This window comes from Achromobacter denitrificans NBRC 15125 (assembly GCF_001571365.1).
GTDB lineage: Bacteria > Pseudomonadota > Gammaproteobacteria > Burkholderiales > Burkholderiaceae_B > Achromobacter > Achromobacter denitrificans.
This window is the reverse complement of record NZ_BCTQ01000009.1, coordinates 36947-55451: the sequence shown is the minus strand read 5'-3', so window position 1 is coordinate 55451 and position 18505 is coordinate 36947. Positions and strand designations below refer to the sequence as shown.

17 protein-coding genes are annotated in these 18505 nt (G+C 62.3%); 10 read left to right on the top strand and 7 right to left on the bottom strand.

The annotated features are described in order from the left end of the window. The first annotated feature begins 5 nt into the window (after window positions 1–5). Complete coding sequence (locus ADE01S_RS09830) at window positions 6–974, top strand: Bug family tripartite tricarboxylate transporter substrate binding protein (protein ID WP_062681506.1); 969 nt, start codon at window positions 6–8, stop codon at window positions 972–974. A 131-nt stretch (window positions 975–1105) separates the two neighbouring features. On the opposite strand, the gene ADE01S_RS09825 is transcribed toward ADE01S_RS09830, so the two are convergent. The 4 genes from ADE01S_RS09825 to ADE01S_RS09810 all read right to left on the bottom strand — a co-directional run bounded on the left by ADE01S_RS09825 (window position 1106) and on the right by ADE01S_RS09810 (window position 6520). Further along, window positions 1106–2449 carry a Fic family protein gene (locus ADE01S_RS09825; RefSeq protein ID WP_244983318.1) on the bottom strand — a complete coding sequence of 448 codons (1344 nt, stop codon included), beginning with the start codon at window positions 2447–2449 and terminating at the stop codon, window positions 1106–1108. A 182-nt stretch (window positions 2450–2631) separates the two neighbouring features. Continuing rightward, window positions 2632–4995 (bottom strand): TonB-dependent siderophore receptor, encoded by a 2364-nt coding sequence (locus ADE01S_RS09820; protein WP_062681504.1) that lies wholly within the window; start codon window positions 4993–4995, stop codon window positions 2632–2634. Window positions 4996–5078: 83 nt separating this feature from the next. Continuing rightward, a complete protein-coding gene (locus tag ADE01S_RS09815; RefSeq protein ID WP_062681503.1) occupies window positions 5079–6023 on the bottom strand; it encodes a FecR family protein in 945 nt (314 codons plus the stop codon). Then, window positions 6020–6520, bottom strand: coding sequence for a sigma-70 family RNA polymerase sigma factor (locus tag ADE01S_RS09810; RefSeq protein WP_242663356.1), 501 nt, complete (start codon window positions 6518–6520; stop codon window positions 6020–6022). Before ADE01S_RS09810 ends, ADE01S_RS09815 begins: the two co-directional genes overlap by 4 nt. 95 nt (window positions 6521–6615) lie before the next feature. Between ADE01S_RS09810 and ADE01S_RS09805 the strand changes: the two genes are divergently transcribed. The 9 genes from ADE01S_RS09805 (at window position 6616) to ADE01S_RS09780 (ending at window position 16779) form a co-directional block, all read left to right on the top strand. Further along, window positions 6616–7230 carry an ABC transporter ATP-binding protein gene (locus ADE01S_RS09805; RefSeq protein ID WP_062681501.1) on the top strand — a complete coding sequence of 205 codons (615 nt, stop codon included), beginning with the start codon at window positions 6616–6618 and terminating at the stop codon, window positions 7228–7230. A 228-nt stretch (window positions 7231–7458) separates the two neighbouring features. Beyond that, window positions 7459–8331 (top strand): DUF2971 domain-containing protein, encoded by an 873-nt coding sequence (locus ADE01S_RS31210; protein WP_082775751.1) that lies wholly within the window; start codon window positions 7459–7461, stop codon window positions 8329–8331. Between the two features lie 310 nt (window positions 8332–8641). Further along, complete coding sequence (locus ADE01S_RS31205) at window positions 8642–9805, top strand: AAA family ATPase (protein WP_075873195.1); 1164 nt, start codon at window positions 8642–8644, stop codon at window positions 9803–9805. A gap of 92 nt (window positions 9806–9897) precedes the next feature. Further along, window positions 9898–10398 carry a hypothetical protein gene (locus tag ADE01S_RS31545; RefSeq protein ID WP_131828701.1) on the top strand — a complete coding sequence of 167 codons (501 nt, stop codon included), beginning with the start codon at window positions 9898–9900 and terminating at the stop codon, window positions 10396–10398. Between the two features lie 454 nt (window positions 10399–10852). After that, complete coding sequence (locus ADE01S_RS09800; RefSeq protein WP_062681500.1) at window positions 10853–11185, top strand: hypothetical protein; 333 nt, start codon at window positions 10853–10855, stop codon at window positions 11183–11185. A 117-nt stretch (window positions 11186–11302) separates the two neighbouring features. Beyond that, window positions 11303–11830 (top strand): sigma-70 family RNA polymerase sigma factor, encoded by a 528-nt coding sequence (locus ADE01S_RS09795; RefSeq protein ID WP_062681499.1) that lies wholly within the window; start codon window positions 11303–11305, stop codon window positions 11828–11830. An 85-nt stretch (window positions 11831–11915) separates the two neighbouring features. Then, a complete protein-coding gene (locus ADE01S_RS09790; RefSeq protein ID WP_244983319.1) occupies window positions 11916–12917 on the top strand; it encodes a FecR domain-containing protein in 1002 nt (333 codons plus the stop codon). Between the two features lie 234 nt (window positions 12918–13151). Next, a complete protein-coding gene (locus tag ADE01S_RS09785; protein WP_062681497.1) occupies window positions 13152–15578 on the top strand; it encodes a TonB-dependent siderophore receptor in 2427 nt (808 codons plus the stop codon). 127 nt (window positions 15579–15705) lie between these two features. Further along, on the top strand, window positions 15706–16779 hold the full coding sequence (locus tag ADE01S_RS09780) for a hypothetical protein (protein WP_062681496.1): 1074 nt from the start codon (window positions 15706–15708) through the stop codon (window positions 16777–16779). Window positions 16780–16908: 129 nt separating this feature from the next. Here ADE01S_RS09780 and ADE01S_RS09775 read toward each other — a convergent pair whose 3' ends face one another. The 3 genes from ADE01S_RS09775 to ADE01S_RS09765 form a co-directional block, all read right to left on the bottom strand. Next, on the bottom strand, window positions 16909–17331 hold the full coding sequence (locus ADE01S_RS09775) for a hypothetical protein (RefSeq protein WP_062681495.1): 423 nt from the start codon (window positions 17329–17331) through the stop codon (window positions 16909–16911). Window positions 17332–17346: 15 nt separating this feature from the next. Further along, complete coding sequence (locus tag ADE01S_RS09770; RefSeq protein WP_062681494.1) at window positions 17347–17721, bottom strand: glutaredoxin family protein; 375 nt, start codon at window positions 17719–17721, stop codon at window positions 17347–17349. Window positions 17722–17889: 168 nt separating this feature from the next. Continuing rightward, window positions 17890–18441 carry a type 1 glutamine amidotransferase domain-containing protein gene (locus ADE01S_RS09765; RefSeq protein ID WP_062681493.1) on the bottom strand — a complete coding sequence of 184 codons (552 nt, stop codon included), beginning with the start codon at window positions 18439–18441 and terminating at the stop codon, window positions 17890–17892. Window positions 18442–18505: the final 64 nt, after the last annotated feature.

The window sequence follows — 18505 nt, the reverse complement described above, 5'->3', positions numbered from 1 at the left end:
AAACGATGACACGCCTTTGCACCGCCATCACCGCATTGCTGCTGTCGGTGGGACTGACGCCGGCTCACGCCGCGGACGCCTACCCCGCCAAACCGATCACGATCATCTACCCCTACGCGCCGGGGTCGGCGTCCGACACGATGACCCGCCTGCTGGCGGAAGCGATGTCCAAGCGCCTGGGGCAGCCCGTGATCGTCGACGGCAAACCCGGCGCGGGCGGCTCGATCGCCACCGAGCACGTCGTGCGCGCCGCGCCAGACGGCTATACGCTGCTGCTCAGCGCAAGCGGCACCATCGCCGTCAATCCGCACATCTACAAGTTGCGCTACAACCCCGTCGAGGACCTGGCGCAGATCTCGATCGCCGTGGAAGTCCCGTTCGTGTTTGTCGTGGGCAAGAATTTCCCGACGCAGGATTACGCGGCGTTCAAGGCGTTAAGCACCACGAAACCCGGCGGCCTCTCGTCGGCGAACGCCGGGCTCGGCACCCAGGCGCACCTGACGCAAGCGGCTTTTGCCAAGCTGGCTGGGGTGAACCTAAGCATCCTGGGCTACAAGGGAGCCGCGCCCGCCGTCAACGACATCCTGGGCGGGCACGTGGATTCCATGATGGACAACGCCGCCTCGCAAATCCCGTACGTCACGTCGGGCAAGACGACTGCGTTGTTCGTCACCAGCGACTATCGGTTCGACGGTTATCCCCAAGTGCCCACGGCGAAGGAGCTGGGCATCACGGGGCTGGTTCCGACCGGGTGGTTTGGTCTGGCTGCGCCCAAGGACACGCCGCCCGCGGTCGTTGAAAAAATACAGGGGGCGGTGGTTGCGAGCCTTAAGGATGCCGAGATGCAGCGTAAGCTCAAGGAACTGGGCTGGGTGATCGTGGGGAATACGTCGCAGCAGGCCACTGAACGGGCTCGCACGGACTATGCCCTGCTGGGGCAAGTGGCCCGTGATATCGATCTGAAGCCCAATTGACCGGTCTGTGGGAAGCGCCCGTCCTGATGCCTTCATAGGGCTACGCGGGCGCCAAATCGACCGCGCTTGCTACGCCTCGACAATCTCGGCAAACGCTAATCGGGCGCGTGATTGACACCGCAAATGCGTGCCTACTGCGGCCGCCCCGCCTCGATCCATTCCTGCACTTGGTCCATCGCCAACCGATACCGCGCGCAGTTGTACAGATTCAGCACCCGCAACTCCTCCGCCAACATCGGACGAAACACGCGCGCATCGTCTTCAGACAAGGCCAGCGCCGCCAGCGCAGCATCGGCGGTCTGCCGCGCACGCACCACCCGGCCGATCGCTTCGTTCAGCTTTTCGCGGAACCGCAGCCGCACGGGGTCCGGCACGCCCGCCGCGTCGAGTTGAATGGCGTACTTACGAATCGAGCGCCGATAGACCCAGATGAACAGGTCCGCCGCCAGCGCCACGTCGCAGCGTTCGTAGACGCCCATCATGGCGTAGGCATAATCCTGCGCGTCCACGTCCAGGAAGGACAGCGGCGCGCAGTTGTAGAGCATCAGCGGGATATTGGCTGACAGGCGACTGGTACGCTTGTTGCCGTCTTCGAAAGGTTGTAAGTAGGCAAGGTTCACCCAGAGAAAGAACGCCGCTTCCACGGGGTTCTTGATCAGCCGCGCCTTTTCAACGATGCGGTCGAACATTTCCCGCAGCAGCAAGGGCGCCTGGATGGGCAGGTAGGTCGTGTCGCGGATGTTGACTACGGTCTGGCGGATGCGGCCCAGGCTTTCGGCGTCGGCCAACAGGTCCTGCATCAGGATCGCGTGCAGGTTGCCGACGATGGCGGACGCCAGGCCATACACGGGCACCGCGTCGACCATGAACTCAATGGCGGCCTTGTGGTTGAGCAGCATCACGGCGTCCAGATCATTGCCCGCCGTGCCGCGCTGGAAGAGTTCTTGCGTGGCCAGCAGCGAATACCGGTTGCCTTCCAGCCGCGAGGACGACCAGGACAGGTCGAGCAGCAACGGCTCCAGCACGCGGCGCGCGTAGGTGCCGGCAGGCTGCTGGCCCTGCATGCGGCCCTCCTCGGCCAGGCTCTGGGCCAAGGCGGGAGGCAGCAGGGAACTGTGGTTCGGCACGTATTCGTCCACGAAGCTGCGCTGGTAGCCGACCGGCGCGCGTGACGCCAACGGCTGCCGTAGGTGGGCCAGCAGCGCTTGCCCGGGTTCGGACCAGATCATTCCGCTGGCGTCTGGCGCCGGCTCAGCCAGCCGTGTGGCGATGCCGGCTGCCGGGAGCGCCCAGGCGGACGTTGGGTCCGCGATCCGGTAGCGTGTAGCCCGGCCGCGCCCAAGGCGTTGCACCATGCCGGTTTTGAGCAAGACGTCCAGTTGGCGCTTCACCGTGGACCAGCTTGTGTCGATTCCGTTGGCCAGTTCGCTGGAACTGAGCCACGGACGCGCTTCCCGCTGTCGGGTGCGGAGCATCTGGAGTATGTCTTCGGGGACGGTCATGATGTGCCCAAGCCAGGTCGAATCAGCTCAATTTAGCAGCAATCAGCTCATGAAATAAGCCATATATGGGCTTTAGTGAGCTGAAATGGTCTGATTATGAGCTGATTTCGATCCAATCATTCGGCAGCCCGGGATGTCGGCATCGCCCCCAGTCCCTAAAACGCGTACTTCGCCGTCAACAAAAACGACCGCGGCGCGCCGAAGTGATTATTGTCCTGGTTGCTGCCTATCGCTTGGTAGTAATACTTGTCGAACAGGTTGTACACGTTCAAGCGCAGATCCAGATTCGGCGATGCCCGATACGCCACCACCGCATCCCACACGCTGTAGCCGGGCTGGCGCACGTTGTAGGCGGGCAAGCTGATCGCGCTCTGCACGCGCACCGCCCCGCCCACGCGCCACGCATTCAGCGCGCCCGGCAAGGTGTACATGGTCGAGAGCTTGAACAGATGGCGCGGGGTTTGCGTGTCGTAGGCCGCGCCCGCCCGCAGGCTGCCCGAATCCTCCAGGTACTTGGACTGGTTGTACGTATAGCCGGCCGACACCTGCCAGCCCGGCGTGATCGCGCCCGCCACTTCGAACTCCACCCCCCGGCTTTGCACCTTGCCCGACGGCGCATAGCATTCGATCACCCCCGGGCCGCACGCGGACGTGGCCAGCGCAACCGGACGGTTGCGTTGGCGGATCTGGAACACCGCCGCGCTGGCGTTGAGCCGGCCGTCGTAGTACTCCCCCTTGATCCCCGCTTCCAGATTGGTGCCGATGACCGGGTCCAGCGGCGCGCCGCTGGTTGACTGGCTGCTCTGCGGCTGGAACACGCTGGTCCAGCTGGTGTAGACGGAATGCTGGCGGTCCAGGTCGTAGATCAGGCCCGCGTAGGGCGTCAGCTCGTGCTTGACCTTATAGTCCGCGGGCGGGCTGACGTAGTCGCCGGACTTCAGCGTCATGTCGTATTCATACCAGTCCAGCCGGGCGCCCAGCATCAGCGTCAGCGGATCGGCGAGGCTCAGGCGGGTGGTGGCGTAGCCGCTCATCTGGCGCTGGTATCCCTTGCGCGACCAGGGGTAGACGAACGCGGGCTTCGCCACGGCGCTGGAGTCCCAGTGTTCCGGGTCGACCGTCATGTTGTAGTCCAAGGGCCAGCCGCCGGGGCCGTCGTCGTCCTTGTTCTTCAGGAAGCTGCCGCCCAGCACCAGTTCATGCGTGCGCCCCAGCAGCGTGAAGGGGCCGCTCAGATAGCCGTCCACGCTGTACTGGGTCTTGTCATAGGCATACTGGCCCAGCCCCTGCCCGAAGAACGTCGAGTCTTCCAGGGGGTACAGATAGCTGCCCAGCATGTTCATCTTGGCGCGCAGCGTGCGGGCGGTCAGCTTGCCGGACCAGCCGTTCTCGAAACGGTGGTCGAGCTCGGCGAAGAAGCTGGTGTTTTCCTTGTTCCAATAAGCCCAGTCCGGCGACAAGCGGATCGAACGATTGAAGTCATAGAAGCTGCCGTCCCGGCGCGTCGGCAGCCCATTCCAGTCCGCGCCCGGGTTGTCTTCCCGGTTGTAGTAACCGCCGATGCTGAGCGTGGTGTTGGCCGTGAGATCGGCTTCGATGGTGCCGTAGAAGAGCTGGCGCTGGTGCTCGTAGGCCTTCTTGAAGGTATTCGAATCCTGATAGGCCACCACGCCCCGGGCGCGCAAGGTGCCGGCCTCGTTCAGCGGGCCCGAGCCGTCGACTTCGCCCCGGTAATTGTCCCAACTGCCGGCGCTGGCCGTCACCGAGAACTGCGGCGCCGCCGTGGCGCGCTTGCGCACCAGGTTGATGGTGCCCGAGGGATTGCCGGCCCCGGTCATCATGCCGGCCGCGCCGCGCAACACCTCGATGTGGTCGTACATGGCCAGCGTCGCCACGCCCTGCGTGTCGTAGTCGTAGCCCAGCGGCACCCCGTCAGCCAGGAATGAACTGATCTCGAAACCGCGAGAGAAGAACTGCGTGCGTTCCCCGCCGCCGATCTGGCGCGTGGTCAGCCCGGTCGCGTCGCGGGCCACATCGTCCAGCGACTGAAACCCCCGGTCCTCGATCTGCTGGCGCGTCACCACGCTGACCGACTGCGGCGTCTCGCGCGGAGACAGCGCGAACTTGGTGGCCGTGGACATGACCGGCGTGGTGTAGGAATGGGTGCCTTCCGTCACGCCCAGCGTGGCCGCTTCCACCGTCACCGGCGCCAGCGTGGTCGTGCTGGCCGGCGCCACCGTCAGGCTGCCATCCGGCGTGCGCCGCAACTCCAGCCCGCTGCCGGCCAGCGCGCGGGCGGTGGCCTCTTCCAGGGACAACTGGCCGGAGACGGCCGGCGCGGACTTGCCCGCCACCAGATCCGCCCGAAACGAGATCACCGCGCCCGCGATGCGCGCGATCTGGGTCAGCGCCACATCCAGCCGGCCCGCGGGCAAATCGTATTGGCGCAGCGCCTGGGCATGGGCGGTGCAGGCGGCGGCTGCGATGACGCAGGCGGCCGGAAACCTCAGGGAAAGCATGGAACACTCCGTGGATGCGTGAGCACGCGTTCCCTGTATGTGCATCGGCGCCATCAAAAAAACACCCGGCGCGTAAAAAAAGTTCAGGCCAGATCGATCATCACGTACCAGCCGCTCAACCGCTGCACCCGGATCGGCAAGGTATTCCTCAGCGCCTCCAGCGCCCGGTCGCCATCGTCCAGCGGAAACAGCCCCGTCACGCGCAACCGCGCCGCCTGCGGCGACATCCGCAGCCAGCCCGGCCGGTACCGGGCCAGCGCATCCACCACGGTTTGCAGCGGCTCGTCATGGACTTCCAGTTCGCCGTTCTGCCAAGCGGCGGCGTGCTCCTGGCCGTTCTGCACCGCATCCACCTGCCGCGCATCGAACCAAACGCTCTGCCCCGGCGCCAAGGGCTGGCGCACGCCTGCCAGCGTGGTGACCTCGGCGGCCCCGCTCAAGGCCAGGCAGAAACTGCGCCCGGCCCCGCAGCGCACCATGGCGCGCCCCTGGCCGAGCCTGACCTCGCCTTGCGGCAGCCGCACGTGCAGCCCCTGGCTGCCCCCCACCTCAAAAATCGCCGCGCCGGCCGACACCCGCACCACCTGCGGCCCCTCCCACGACGCCGCGCTGCGCGCATCCAGCTCCATAGTGTTGCCGTCCGGCAAAGCCACCCGCCGGCGCTCGCCCGTGCGGGTCACATAGCCCGCCGCCAGAGATTGCAAGGGCACATAGCGGTCCGCCACGCCCGCGCCCAGCAGCAGCGCCCCGCCCGCCAGCGCCAGCTTCCCCAGCCGCCGGCGTTGCGCAAGCTGCGGCCCCACCAGCGAACGCCGCAGCGCATCGCCATCGGCCAGCAACCCCGGCCGCAGCGCATGCAACGTGCCGTTCAGCGCCGCGTTCAGCCGCTGCCACGCCGCGCCATGGCTCGGGCTCTCCGCCAGCCACCGGTCAAACGCCGCGCGGTCCGCATCGCTGGCCTGCCCGCTGGACAAACAGACCTGCCATTCAATCGCCGCCTCGCGGGTGCGCGCATCCAAGGCCGTCATACCCCAAACACCTCGCAGCAACGGCGCAAGGCCTGCACGATGTACTTGCGCACCATGGTCGGCGACACCTTCAGCCGCGCCGCAATCTCCACATGCGTCAGGCCGTCGAGCTGGCTATACAGAAACGCCATCCTGGCCTTGGCAGACAGTCCATCCAGCGCCGTATCCAGCGCCTGCAAGGCCTGCAAGGTCTGCACCCGTTCCTCGGCCGACGGCTCCAGCGGCTCCGGCTGCAAGCGCAGCACCTCCAGCCACGCTTGCTCCAGCTCGCGCCGCCGCCACAGCCGCCACGTAATGCGCCGGGCGATCGTGACCAGCATGGCCCGCGGCTCGTTCAACTGCTCCAACGCCGGCAGGCACAGCAACTGCGTAAACGTCTCGCCCGCCACATCCTCCGCGTCCTCGCGGTTGCGCAACCCATTGCGCAGCCGCCGCTCCAGCCACGGATGGTCGTTCTTATAAATGGTGGAAAACCGGCTATCGCGTGTCGAGTCCACGGCCTGCGCTATCAATAAATAGGAATCGTTATCAATTATGGCATAGCGCGCGCCGCCGCTTCTAGTCCCCCCTGATCCTGCGTAAACTTCCCGCCATGCTACGACTCGACAATCTCAGCAAACGCTACGGCGACTACCTCGTCTTCCAGGGCCTCACCCACCGCTTCACGCCCGGGTGCGTGGCCCTATGCGAAGAAGACAGCACCGGCAAATCCACCCTCCTGAATATCATCGCAGGCGTCCTCGCGCCCGATAGCGGAGACGTCTGGATAGACGGCCATTCCCTGACCCACGCGCCCCAACAAGCCAAGGCCCGCCTGGCCTACGTGCCCGACAACTGCCTCGCGTTTCCCACGCTGACGGGGCGCGGGCTGCTGGAACAGGTCGCGGCGGAAAAGAATGTGGCGCTGGACGAGGCCACGTTGGAGCTGGCCTATGACCTGGGCCTGGAGCCGCATCTGGACAAGCGCTTTGAACAGATGTCGACCGGCACGCGGCGCAAGGTGTTCGTGACGGCGGCGGCCTTGGGCGATCCGGCGGTGGTGATCGCGGATGGGCCTAGCAAGGGGTTCGATGCGCGGGGGCGGGCTGTGCTGGCGGAGTTATTTAGGGCTTGGGGGAAGGATCGGGTGGTGTTGTTTGCGAGCCATGATGGGGAGTTGGTGGAGGGGTGTGGGGCGCGGACTATTGATGTTGGAGTTCTTTGCTAGCTACTGATGATAAGGTGTTTGTTTAGGCCATCAATCGCGTGTGGAGGCTGGCCCTCGGAACTGTGGGTTGAGCAAAAATTTCAGATTATTTTTTTGCGAGTTGTAGTCCGATATTTCTTCGCTACCGCCTTTTAAAAGGGACTGAAATTCCCGGTTTCTTGGGGGTGAATTTTTTCAAAGAGCGAAAGAAAAGGTTAAAAAATATTTGCGTCGAATACGAGAAAAATAATGCATCCACCGGTATTCTATAAATATACTTCGGCAAAAACCGCTTCCATAGTTCTGGAAGGCTCTCGTCTTCGTTGGTCCAGTCCCGTGCTATTTAACGATGTTGCCGAGTTTCGACGGATGCCGAGATTTGAACCATCGGTAGCGGAAGCCAGTGCACTACTACCAGGAATCCTTGAATCAGCGGTGTTTGATGGCGAGGGTTTGGACGAAGACCGGTTGGGGCCATCGACGAAGGAGTTGCTCGTCCTGATTAGGCAGTTAGTTGCTAGTGGTCTTTCCAGAGAGGAATTGCATCAAATGTTGCATATGGCTCAACCTGACATTGATGATCGAATTGCAACGACGCTACGGAATTACTTCGAGGCACTTGACATCAATAAGGCGAGAGTTCTGTGTGTGACCACCGACTTTAGCATTGATGCGATGTGGGGAAACTATGCCGGATCTCACACGGGTTGCGTTCTTGGTTTTCAGCATATTGAAGAGCGCTCAACGCCCCTGCTTGCAGCACGTAAGGTAACCTACTTGGACGAATGCCCCGTTGTAGGTTCGGGGCTGGACTTCTTGTTGTACGGAGATACCTCTGAATTGAGGGAAAAGACACTTCATGCGGTCTGTTTTACGAAAAAGTCCAGTTGGTCTAATGAGCAAGAGTGGAGAGTTCTTACATGGCGAAACGATGAGGGAGGTAGACAGTATGGAGACTATCAGTTCTATCCCGAGGAGCTGGAGTCTGTCACACTGGGCAATCGGACGTCAGAAGCGACGGAAGCTAGAGTGCGCGAGTTGCTAAAGGAAAGATATCCCAATACTGCTCTTTATCGCATGGGCGTCTCTAATGGTGATCTCATGCGAGAATTAATTTCTTAATTCTCTGCCCTTTTCTTCAATGGGGGGCGGAAATTAAGCGAAGAACATTTTCGAATTGACTAAAAAAAGAAATGGTAGACTATTATTTTATGCCCCCGGGGATAAAAGGGGGGATTGAAGGAAATGGGATTTATCGTTATTGATCTCGAAGGTTGTTTTTAGAGAGTTAATTCCAAATTCTATGAAAATATAATTCCCTGATTGACGATGTCTTTGGTTTAAGTTGTTCTCCCTGGTGATGGTGAATTTTTCTTCGTTCAAATATACTTGAAACGAACTTTCTGGCCAAAATTAAGCGAAAGGCGTAAATATGCAAATTGAGGGAATCAAGTTAAAGAACTGGAGGAACTTTCAGGATATTAATATCCCCTTGAAGCCACGGAGTTTCGTAATTGGGGCGAATGCATCAGGTAAGTCGAACTTTTTAGACGTATTTCGTTTTCTGCGCTCCTTAGCGCAGTCGGAAGGGGGAGGGCTTCAAAAAGCCTTGCGCGACAGAGGTGGACTGACTAAATTGCGCAGCCTTCATGCACGTCGCGATCCGGGAATTCGCATTGAAATTTATTTGTTGGATGATTCAAGCGATGTTCCTGTTCAGTGGGCTTATATCTTGGCGCTTAAAGCTGAAGGGAAAGGTCAGCAGAGGGTTATCGTCGCTGAAGAACGCGTTATGTGTGGTAGCGATGAGGTGCTAAATAGGCCGGACAAAGATGATCTAAAGGACCCTGAGAGATTGACCCAGACTCATCTGGAGCAAATTGGTAGTAACGCGAAATTTCGCGAATTGGCAGAGTTTTTTGCTAGTACGACGTATCTCCATTTAATTCCTCAATTATTAAAGCATGGGGATGAGATCGGAGCACGTATGCCAGAAAGTGATCCCTTTGGACAAGGGCTAATGCAACGTATTGCAAAGACTCCGAAGAAAACTAGAGATGCCAGATTAAAGCGGATTCAGCAATCTCTCGCTACCGCAGTTCCACTATTTTCCGAACTGCGATTTGAGCAGGATGTGGTGACTGGTTTATGGCATTTGGAAGCCAATTTTACTCACTGGCGCGTCAACGGGGCTTGGCAGAGAGAAAATCAATTCTCAGATGGAACATTGCGCTTAATTGGTTTACTTTGGGCCTTGCAAGAGGGGGAGGGGTTACTTCTCTTGGAGGAACCGGAATTGTCGCTAAATGACGGCATTGTTTCGCACATACCTCTACTGATCGATCGAGTGTTGAGAGGTCGAAAAAAGCGTCTATCTTCACGCCAAGTCTTAGTAAGTACCCATAGCGAGACTCTGCTACAGCAAGTTTCAGAAGATAGTCAGATTCTCTTAATCGAACCCGGACCGAACGGCTCAACCATAAGGCCCCCGAATAAGGAGGAGGAAGAGCAGACTCGTTACGGCTTGACGGTTGCGGAAGTCCTGTTGCCAAAAACGAGGCCACAAGCCATTGATCAGTTGGGGCTGTGGGAATGAGTCGAATATTAGTGATAGGCGAAGATGTTCTATGTTGTTCTTTAGGGGAGAAGATAATACAGACATTATTGCCGGCATGGAAATTATCGGGAATGGCTATTGATGCCAGAGGCATAACAAAGCTCACTACCAATTTGCCCCGGTATGCGGAGCAAGCTCAGTATGTGCAGCCTGTTTTTTGTATAGCAGATACCGACGGGAGGTGTCCGGTACAGTTAGCTAGGCAGTGGCGACCTCTACATGCACCGCGCGATTTTGTGTTTCGTTTGGCGGTGACTGAGATTGAAAGTTGGATATTGGCCGATCGTGCCGGTTTTTCATCCTATTTTCAAACCGTCCCTAATAAAATTCCAATGAATGTGGATAGAGTAGTCGATCCCAAGTTGCTGATTTTGAATTTAATTTCAAAATCCAAGAAACGGTTGTATCGAGATGAAATGGTGTCGTCAATGGATTTGAGCAAGAGAGGGTCGGGCTATAATATTCATCTTAAGGAATTTGTAAAAAGCAGATGGGCGTTGCAAAATGCTCAAGATCATTCGGCAAGTCTGCGGCGCGCGATATCAAATTTGAGGGAATTGAATCCTGTGTGATTTTTAAGATGCCTCGCGGCCCCAATACATTATTAGTCTGATGGCGCGGTGCGGCTAGTTGCTGAGGAAACGATTACCCCTGAAAGCAGTCGGCAGGTAAGGGTATGCGGCTGACTGGCCTGGTTAAAAGACAATTATCAGCCTGAATATAAATATCATCATGCGGCGAAATTGTCACTAACACCGGACAGCACCAATCCCCTCCCGTATGCTCCCCCCATTACCGCCACCAACGGTAGCCCGGTTTGGAAGCCGGTAATGTCTTTGGCGGACTGCCGCCGCTTCGGCGGCATTTTCACGTCCGAACGCCTTTGCACGTCCCTATGGGCGGGCCTTGGCGAGGGTGCGTTCGCGCACGCCGGTTTCCAAAGATACCGGTCTTCCAACCTTGCCTTGTGCCCGCCCACCCCATTTGGAAGTGGGGAGCAGGCCTAACCTGTCTTTGGAGCCTGTCATGCAATCCCACCCCCTCACCCAAAACCCCTGGTCCGTCGACGCCGATCCCGAGCACGGCCTGGTCCCCCTATCCCCTCTCTACCAAATCGACAGAGCCCGCTACGCCATCGCGGCCATGGCACGCATGGTCGGCAACAGCGCGTCCGAGCCTGACGCGACCGGCGGACAGCCGCTAGACGCGTGGACGGTGGCGGCGTTGATGGGCGGGGTGGAAGGCTTGTGCGATCACTTGGGGACCTTGGCGGACGCCATGCTGAAGCAGGCGCGGGCTTGCGGCGCGGATGCGGACCCTTGCGGCGTGTTGCACGACGCGCCGGCGTCGTTGCAGTAGGCGCCCGCCCGACGACAAAGACCCGCCCGTGCCGGCGGGCATGGGAGACGAACACCGGGCTTGGGCCAGTATTCGTCTGGATATAATGGGAACAATTCCCATTTCCAAAATATCCCCATGTCCGCCACCCCCAGCGCCAGTCCCGACGCCGGTATCGCGACGCTATACCGCGATCATCATTCCTGGCTGCACGGCTGGCTGCGGCTGAAGCTGGGCGATGCGCATCGCGCGGCGGATCTGGCGCAGGACACGTTTGTGCGCCTGTTGTCGGCGAAATCCACTTCCCCTTCTGACTCTGCGCTGCGCGAGCCGCGGGCCTACTTGCGCACCATCGCCAACCGCTTGCTAGTGGACCATTGGCGGCGGCTGGAGATCGAGCGCAGTTATCTGGCGGTGTTGCAGACCTATCCGCAGAGCCATTGGCCCTCGGAAGAGTCGCGGCTGTTGATTCTGGAGTCGCTGGAGCAGGTGGCTCAGATGCTGGGCCGGTTGAAGCCGGAGGTGCGCGAGGTGTTTCTGTTGGCGCAGATGGAGGGGCATACGTGCCCGCAGATTGCGCGGCAGGTGGGGAGGTCGGTGGCGACGGTGGAGCGTTATCTGGCGCAGGCGCTGCAGCACTGCTATCGGCTGGTCTATGGGGTTTGATCGGGCGGGCGTGTCGCCAGGGGCGCCAGGCGCCCGTGCGGAGGACTGCGCGGAGGGCGGCGCGGAGGGCGCGGCGGATCGGGCGGTGTTGGACGAAGCGATCCGTTGGCGCATCAAGCTGCAATACAACACGGCGGACGCGTCGGCGTGGCAGGTGTTCGATGCCTGGCTGCGGGCGCAGCCGGCGCATGCGTTGGTGTGGGAGCGTTTGCAGGCGCTGGGCGCGCGTTTGCAGCGGCCGGCGGCGGAGATGCCGGGCGAGGCGGCGGCGCGGATTCTGCGGCAGACTGAGGCGGCGCAGGTGCGGCGGTCGCGCCGCAAGGCGTTGATGTCGCTGGGCGCGTTGGCGGCGGGCGGTTGGGTGGCGTGGCGGGCGGGGGATGTGCCGGCGGTTCGGCAGGCGCTGGCCGATGTGTCCACGTCGCGGGGCGAGCGGCGCCGCGTCACGCTGCCGGATGGCGGCACGCTGGTGCTGAATACGGAGACGGCGGTCGATATTGATTATGGCGGGCCGGTGCGGCGCATTCGTTTGCTGGCGGGCGAGGTGTATGTGATCTCGGGGCATGACCCGTTGTCGCGGCCGCTGTTCGTGGAGACGCGCGACGGGCGGGCGCAGGCGCTGGGTACGCGGTATCGGGTGCGGCAGTGGGACGACGGCAGCGAGGTGGCGGTGGATGAAGGCGCGGTGGCGTTGCTGCCGCGCGATGGCGCGGGCGAGGCGGCGGGTACGACGCTGCGGGCCGGGGAGTCTGCGCGGATGACGCCGCAAGGCGTACGGGCGCTGGCGCCGGTGGAGGGGCGCATGATGGATGGCGGGGCCTGGGTCGAGGGGGCTTTGTCGGTGCGCGATATGCCGCTGGACGCTTTCTTGCAGGAGCTGTCGCGTTATCACGGGGCGATTGAGTGTGACCCGGCGGTGGCGCGGTTGCCGGTGTCGGGGGTGTTCCAGTTGGACGATACGCGCAAGGTACTGGCGCTGCTGCGCCAGATTCTGCCGGTGGAGCCGCAGGCGGGGCGCTTGTGGTGGGGCGGGCGGGTGACGCGGGTTCGGGCACGCGCACGGGCGCCGGAACGGGCGCGGGGCTGAACAAACAAAAAATGCCCCCACGCTGCGCCTGCGGCTTGCTGCCCCCCGAGGGGGCGCTTTTTGTCTTGGGGCGGCCCGGCAACAAAAAAATCTGAGGGGATGGGCGAATTCGTTCGTCATACCGGTTGTAGCAGTGCGCACTGCCCAGCACCGACCGACCCTCATTGGAGTATCCCTTTCGTGAAGACCCATCGTCTCCGGGCCGCGACGCCGTCGTCCGGCGCACGGGCTTGCTTGCGCGCTTGCCCCCAGCCCTTTTTTACCGTGCTGCTGCCGTTGGCGGCGGCCTTGGCCGCCTTGTCGGCGCCGCCGCCCTCCTACGCCCAGGCCGCGCCGGCCAGGGCGGTGCAGTCCGATGCCGCCCGTGTGTACGCGATTGCGCCGGGGCCGTTGAATGACGCGCTGGCCGCGTTTGCGCGGCAGGCGGGGATTTCGTTGGGGTATTCCTCGTCGCAGTTGAGCGGGGCGCGCAGCGCGGGGCTGAATGGCCAGTACGGTGTGGCGGAGGGTTTGCGCGCGCTGTTGGCGGGCACGGGCTATCGCGCGGTGAATGTGGACGGCGGCATCCGTGTCGAGGCCGAGCCGCCGTCCGCCACCAGCACGCTGGCGCCGGTGCTGGTGACGGGCGCCTATCATGCGCAGACGGAGGGCACGCAGTCTTACGGGTCCAGCGTGGCGACTATCGGCAAGACTGAGCAGGCGTTAAAGGACATTCCGCAGTCGGTCACGGTGGTGACGCGCAAGCGCTTGGACGACCAGAACTTGTCGACGATCAGCGAGGTGCTGGAGAACACCACGGGCGTGACGATCAGCGAGGTGGCCGACGGCGGGCGCAATTTCTATTCTCGCGGGTTCAAGATCACGAACATCCAGTACGACGGCGTGCCGCTGTCGCGCAGTTTCTATGCGGTGGGCAATAGCTTCACGGGCAGCACGGCGTATCTGGACCGGGTGGAGGTGTTCCGCGGGGCGCAGGGGCTGTTCGAAGGCGCGGGGCAGCCGGGCGGCTCGGTGAACCTGGTGCGCAAGCGCCCTACCGCCGAGACGCAGGTGTTGATGGAGGCGCGCGCGGGCTCGTGGGACCACGTGGGCGGCATGCTGGATGCGGGCGGGGCCTTGAACGCGGACGGCAGCCTGCGGGCGCGGGCGGTGCTGGATCTGGATTCCAAGGGCTCGTTCATCGACGTGGTGAAGGAGCGCAACACCAATCTGTACGTCGCGCTGGATTACGACCTGTCGCCCAGCACGACGGTGGGCGCGGGCGTGCTGGTATCGCGCCTGCGGTCCACGCCGTTCTTCGGCGGGCTGCCGCGTTATAGCGATGGCAGTTCGCTGGGGCTGAAGCGGTCGACCTTTCTGGGCGCGGACTGGAACCAGTGGGACCGGGACGAGACGCAGGTGTTTGCGGACCTGACGCATCGTTTCAACAGCGATTGGCGCGTGAACGTGGCGGCCACCTACGTGAAGGAGACGAGCCTGACCTCGGCGCTGGACGCGACGGGCGCGGTGGACCCGGTGACCTTGATGGGGCCGATGCGCAATGCGTGGAATTACGACAAGTCGGCGGAGCACATCGGTTTTGATGCGAATGTGAACGGGCGCTTCACGGTGCTGGGCATGGCGCAGGACCTGACAGTGGGCGTGAGCCTGTCGCGGCTGACGTCGAAGGATCGTATCGAGTATGCCTCCAACTATCTGCCGCTGGACGTGTTCCACCCCAATCCGCATGTGCCCAAGCCAGACAGCTTTCCGGATTCTCAGCGCACGTCGCGTTATGAGCCGCATGTGCAGAAAGGCATCTATGCGCAGCTGCGCAGCAGCCTGACGGAAGACCTGACGCTGGTGTCGGGCGGCCGCTTCAGCTGGTTTGAAAGCCGCTACACCACGCAGGCCGCGACGTGGGACGACGTCAGCACCGCCAAGGCCAGCGCGGAGTTCACGCCCATGGTGGGGCTGGTCTATGCGCTGACGCCGCAGTGGTCGGCCTACGCCAGCTATGCGGATATCTTCGAGCCGCAAACGGCCACCACGCTGGACGGCAGCATCTTGAAGCCCATCGTCGGCGCGAACTACGAAGTGGGCGTGAAGGGCGAGCTGATGGACGGCAAACTGAATACGTCGTTCGCCCTGTACCGCATCGACCAGAAGAACCGCGCGGTGCAGGACTACGAGGCGGGGCCGGTGTGCAACGGCGGCTACTGCTCACGCGCCGCGGGCAAGGTGCGAAGCCAGGGCTTCGAGACGGAGATGAGCGGCGAGCTGATGCGGGGCCTGCAAGTGGCGGCGGGCTATACCTTCAACAGCAACAAGTACCTGAGCGATCCGGACCGCGAAGGCCAGACTTTCAGCGAGGAAACGCCGCGGCACCTGTTGCGCCTGTGGAGCGAATACCGCTTGCCCGGCCAGTTGAACCGCCTGAGCGTGGGCGCGGGCGTGAATTGGCAGAGCGCGCTGACCAACAGCATCTCGAAGGTGCGCCGGCCGTCGTACAGCGTGTGGAACGCCCGGCTCGCGTATGACGTGACGTCGAATTGGACGGCGGCGTTGAACGTGAACAATCTGTTCGACAAGGTGTATTACGAGTATCCGGGCTATGTCGAGAACCGCAACAACTACGGCGCGCCGCGCAACATGATGCTGACGCTGCGCGGGCGGTTCTGATGCTTGCGCGGGCGGGGGCGGGGCCGACGCGATATCATGGCCTGGCCTATTCCCGCCGGGGTATTGCCTGGCTCTGCCGCTTGCAATGCCCCGTTCCTTCCCGCCTCGGACACAGGAACCCAGAACGATGCCGCTTTTCCCCCCGCTTGCCCGCGTCAGCCTGCTTGCCCTTTTCGCCCCGGCGCTGGCGCTTGCCCAGCCCGCCGAGCCGGATTTCGCCGCGCGCACCGCAGCGTTGGTGGAGCGCCATCGCGTGAATGTGGATGAATTGCTGGGCAACGCGCGGCAGGAGGGAATGGCGCTGCTGGTGATTCCAACCCTGAACCTGGACGCCGGGCCCCAACGCGATTTCGAGGATGATGCGACGCGCGACCGTTTTGTGCGTCAGCGCAGCACGTTCGTGCACTGGAACCACAAGACGGAAGAGGGCTACGCGATCAGCGCCGGCGCGGGGGACCACAAGCTGGATCCGACGGACCCCGGACCGCAGTTCCAGACGGTGCGCGGCAAGCTGCTGTATCAGGTGATTCCGGTGTGGCCGGGCGAATACCGGCTCAACCGCATCACCTATCATCAGCCCCGCACCGAATTGCCCGACACGGTGCCGCCCCAGAGCGCCATGGAGAGGCTGAAGAAGATCGGCATCGCGACGCTGGATTACGCGGTGGATCGCGAGTTCAAGATGGCCACGCCAAAACCGCCATCCGGGAAAGAGGACGAAGACGGCCTGGGCAAGGGTTGCGAGGTGCTGTTGCGGATGGGTGGCGGTTGCGACGAAGCGGCGCGCGAGGTGCGCTGGCGGATCAACGGCGAGATCGCGTTCAATGCGGGACAGGCCGATGCCGCGCCTGCGCCCGGCATCGAAGCCGAACTGCTTTTCGCGCCGATCGCGGCGATCACGCTCGTAGCGGGCGAGGCCGTGCTGACGGATGGTTTCGTGTTGCCCGTCGATCAGCCGGTCATGACGCCGGATTCGTGCGAAGACACGTCCCTCGGCCCCACCTGCACGATGGACTCGTTGACGTTGACGCGGTTGCCCGCCAGCCTGGACGATTTCCGGCAGGCGCCGGGGGCGGCCAGTTTCAATTTGCCCAAGCTGGATGCGGCGCTGCGCGACCTTACGTATCGGGCGCCCACGCTGTACTACAAGCCGGCGTCCGAGGCCGAGCCGAACGTGATCCGGGCCGTGGACAGGAAGTAGGACCCGGCAGGAAACGATATGGACGCGAAGGAATTCGTCGCCAACTGGAATGCGCAAAAAGAGTCAGACTACAATTCCCCGCTGACTGATCGTTAACGCCGCCAGGCGATGGCGGCAGGCGGTGTCCGGTCAGCGCGGCTTCCAGTTCAGCCCGTCTTTCGAGCGATATTCAGGTGTGCCCGTGCAACACCCGCCTGCGCCAAACGCCTGGCGTCCGATGAACGCCGTGATGAAGCCTTTGCCTTCGGTAAGCGATTGGCTGATGCACGACGTGGGCAGCGGATAGAAATCGCCCTCCAATACCAGCGTCCAGCTCACATTCTCGCCTTCGGCCGCGTCCACCTTGTAGACCTTGCAGTTATTGACGAGCAAGTGAATGGGCTTGCCGGCCAGCACGCCTTTGAACTGGCGTTCCGGCGGCGTTTCGCGCGTGGCGATGGTTTCGGCGGTAAGTGTCGACCCGGGCGGCGGCGGAGGCAGCGAAGAATCGCAACTGGCCAGCGCGCCTGCCGCGCACAGCGCCAGAGCCATTCGGAGGGCAAGGCGCGTCATCTGCGCGTACTGCCGTCAGGCAACGTTGGCGAAGCGCTGTTCCAGGTAGGCGATGATGTCGCTGGACTCGTACATCCAGCGCGTGCCGCCCGCCTCTTCGATACGCAGGCAAGGCACCTTGACCTTGCCGCCACCTGCCAATAACGCTTCGCGCGCTTGCGGATCACGCTTGGCGTCATGCAACGCCACGGGCACGTTCAGCCGATGCATGGCACGTCGCGTCTTGACGCAAAACGGGCAGGCGTGAAATTGGTAGAGCGCAAGCGAGGCCGCCTCGCTGTTCACGGCGGCCTGGCCTCGCGGCGTACGCTTTTGAGGACGCGGGCGCGTAAGCGCGTCGCCCGCGACGATCAATTGGCCCAGGCCGACACGCAAGGCTTTAACAATCATGGATAGGGTCTCGAAGAGGAAAAGGGAAGGGCCCAGTCTACTCTCTGCGGGTCCTCTACCCTTGAACCCTCTGGGTTCTGCCCTCGCCAGACCTCATGCCCCCCCGGCGCCGCCCACCTCGCAAGGCGCCGGCATCGCCGCCGGCCCGCCGCCTGATGAGCCGGGCGCTTAACGCGTCGTCGACTGCAGCAATTCAATGAATGCGCGGCTGAAGGCGGGGATGTCGTCAGGCTTGCGGCTGGACACCAGCGATCCGTCGACCACGACCTCCTCATCGACCCACTGCGCGCCTGCGTTCACCAGGTCGTCGCGCAGCGACGGCCAACTGGTCAGCGTGCGGTTTTGCACGACGCCTGAAGAAATCAGCAGCCAGGCGCCATGGCAGATGACCGCCGCGGGCTTGTCCGCCTTGAACATCGCGCGCACGAATTCCTGAGCCTTGGGCTGCATGCGGATCTCGTCGGCATTCACCACGCCGCCCGGCAGCAATAGCGCGTCGAACACCTCCGGTTCCGACGCGGCTTGTAAAAAAGTCATGTCCACGGGGAAGCGATCGCCAGGTTTGTCGTGGTGCATGCCCAGGATCGGATCAGTCTTGGCGGAAATCAGCACCGTGCGCGCGCCTGCTGCCTGAAGGCTGTCACGCGGGCCGGTCATCTCTACCTGCTCGAAGCCATCGACGGCCAGAATCGCCACATTTCGTTCCTTGAGGGTTGCCATGGTTGCTCCTTGATCATCGGCTCCGGCGTATGCATGCGCGGCGCGCCGGAACCCCACGCGCCGC

What these genes read in the sequence shown, in the direction of transcription:
- ADE01S_RS09770 (WP_062681494.1), bottom strand. Translation starts at nt 17,721, where the DNA reads ATGATTGTTAAAGCCTTGCGTGTCGGCCTGGGCCAATTGATCGTCGCG.
- ADE01S_RS09795 (WP_062681499.1), top strand. Translation starts at nt 11,303, where the DNA reads ATGTCCGCCACCCCCAGCGCCAGTCCCGACGCCGGTATCGCGACGCTA.
- ADE01S_RS09830 (WP_062681506.1), top strand. Translation starts at nt 6, where the DNA reads ATGACACGCCTTTGCACCGCCATCACCGCATTGCTGCTGTCGGTGGGA.
- ADE01S_RS31210 (WP_082775751.1), top strand. Translation starts at nt 7,459, where the DNA reads ATGCATCCACCGGTATTCTATAAATATACTTCGGCAAAAACCGCTTCC.
- ADE01S_RS09775 (WP_062681495.1), bottom strand. Translation starts at nt 17,331, where the DNA reads ATGACGCGCCTTGCCCTCCGAATGGCTCTGGCGCTGTGCGCGGCAGGC.
- ADE01S_RS09820 (WP_062681504.1), bottom strand. Translation starts at nt 4,995, where the DNA reads ATGCTTTCCCTGAGGTTTCCGGCCGCCTGCGTCATCGCAGCCGCCGCC.
- ADE01S_RS09765 (WP_062681493.1), bottom strand. Translation starts at nt 18,441, where the DNA reads ATGGCAACCCTCAAGGAACGAAATGTGGCGATTCTGGCCGTCGATGGC.
- ADE01S_RS09780 (WP_062681496.1), top strand. Translation starts at nt 15,706, where the DNA reads ATGCCGCTTTTCCCCCCGCTTGCCCGCGTCAGCCTGCTTGCCCTTTTC.
- ADE01S_RS31205 (WP_075873195.1), top strand. Translation starts at nt 8,642, where the DNA reads ATGCAAATTGAGGGAATCAAGTTAAAGAACTGGAGGAACTTTCAGGAT.
- ADE01S_RS31545 (WP_131828701.1), top strand. Translation starts at nt 9,898, where the DNA reads ATGGCTATTGATGCCAGAGGCATAACAAAGCTCACTACCAATTTGCCC.
- ADE01S_RS09805 (WP_062681501.1), top strand. Translation starts at nt 6,616, where the DNA reads ATGCTACGACTCGACAATCTCAGCAAACGCTACGGCGACTACCTCGTC.
- ADE01S_RS09825 (WP_244983318.1), bottom strand. Translation starts at nt 2,449, where the DNA reads ATGCTCCGCACCCGACAGCGGGAAGCGCGTCCGTGGCTCAGTTCCAGC.
- ADE01S_RS09800 (WP_062681500.1), top strand. Translation starts at nt 10,853, where the DNA reads ATGCAATCCCACCCCCTCACCCAAAACCCCTGGTCCGTCGACGCCGAT.
- ADE01S_RS09815 (WP_062681503.1), bottom strand. Translation starts at nt 6,023, where the DNA reads ATGACGGCCTTGGATGCGCGCACCCGCGAGGCGGCGATTGAATGGCAG.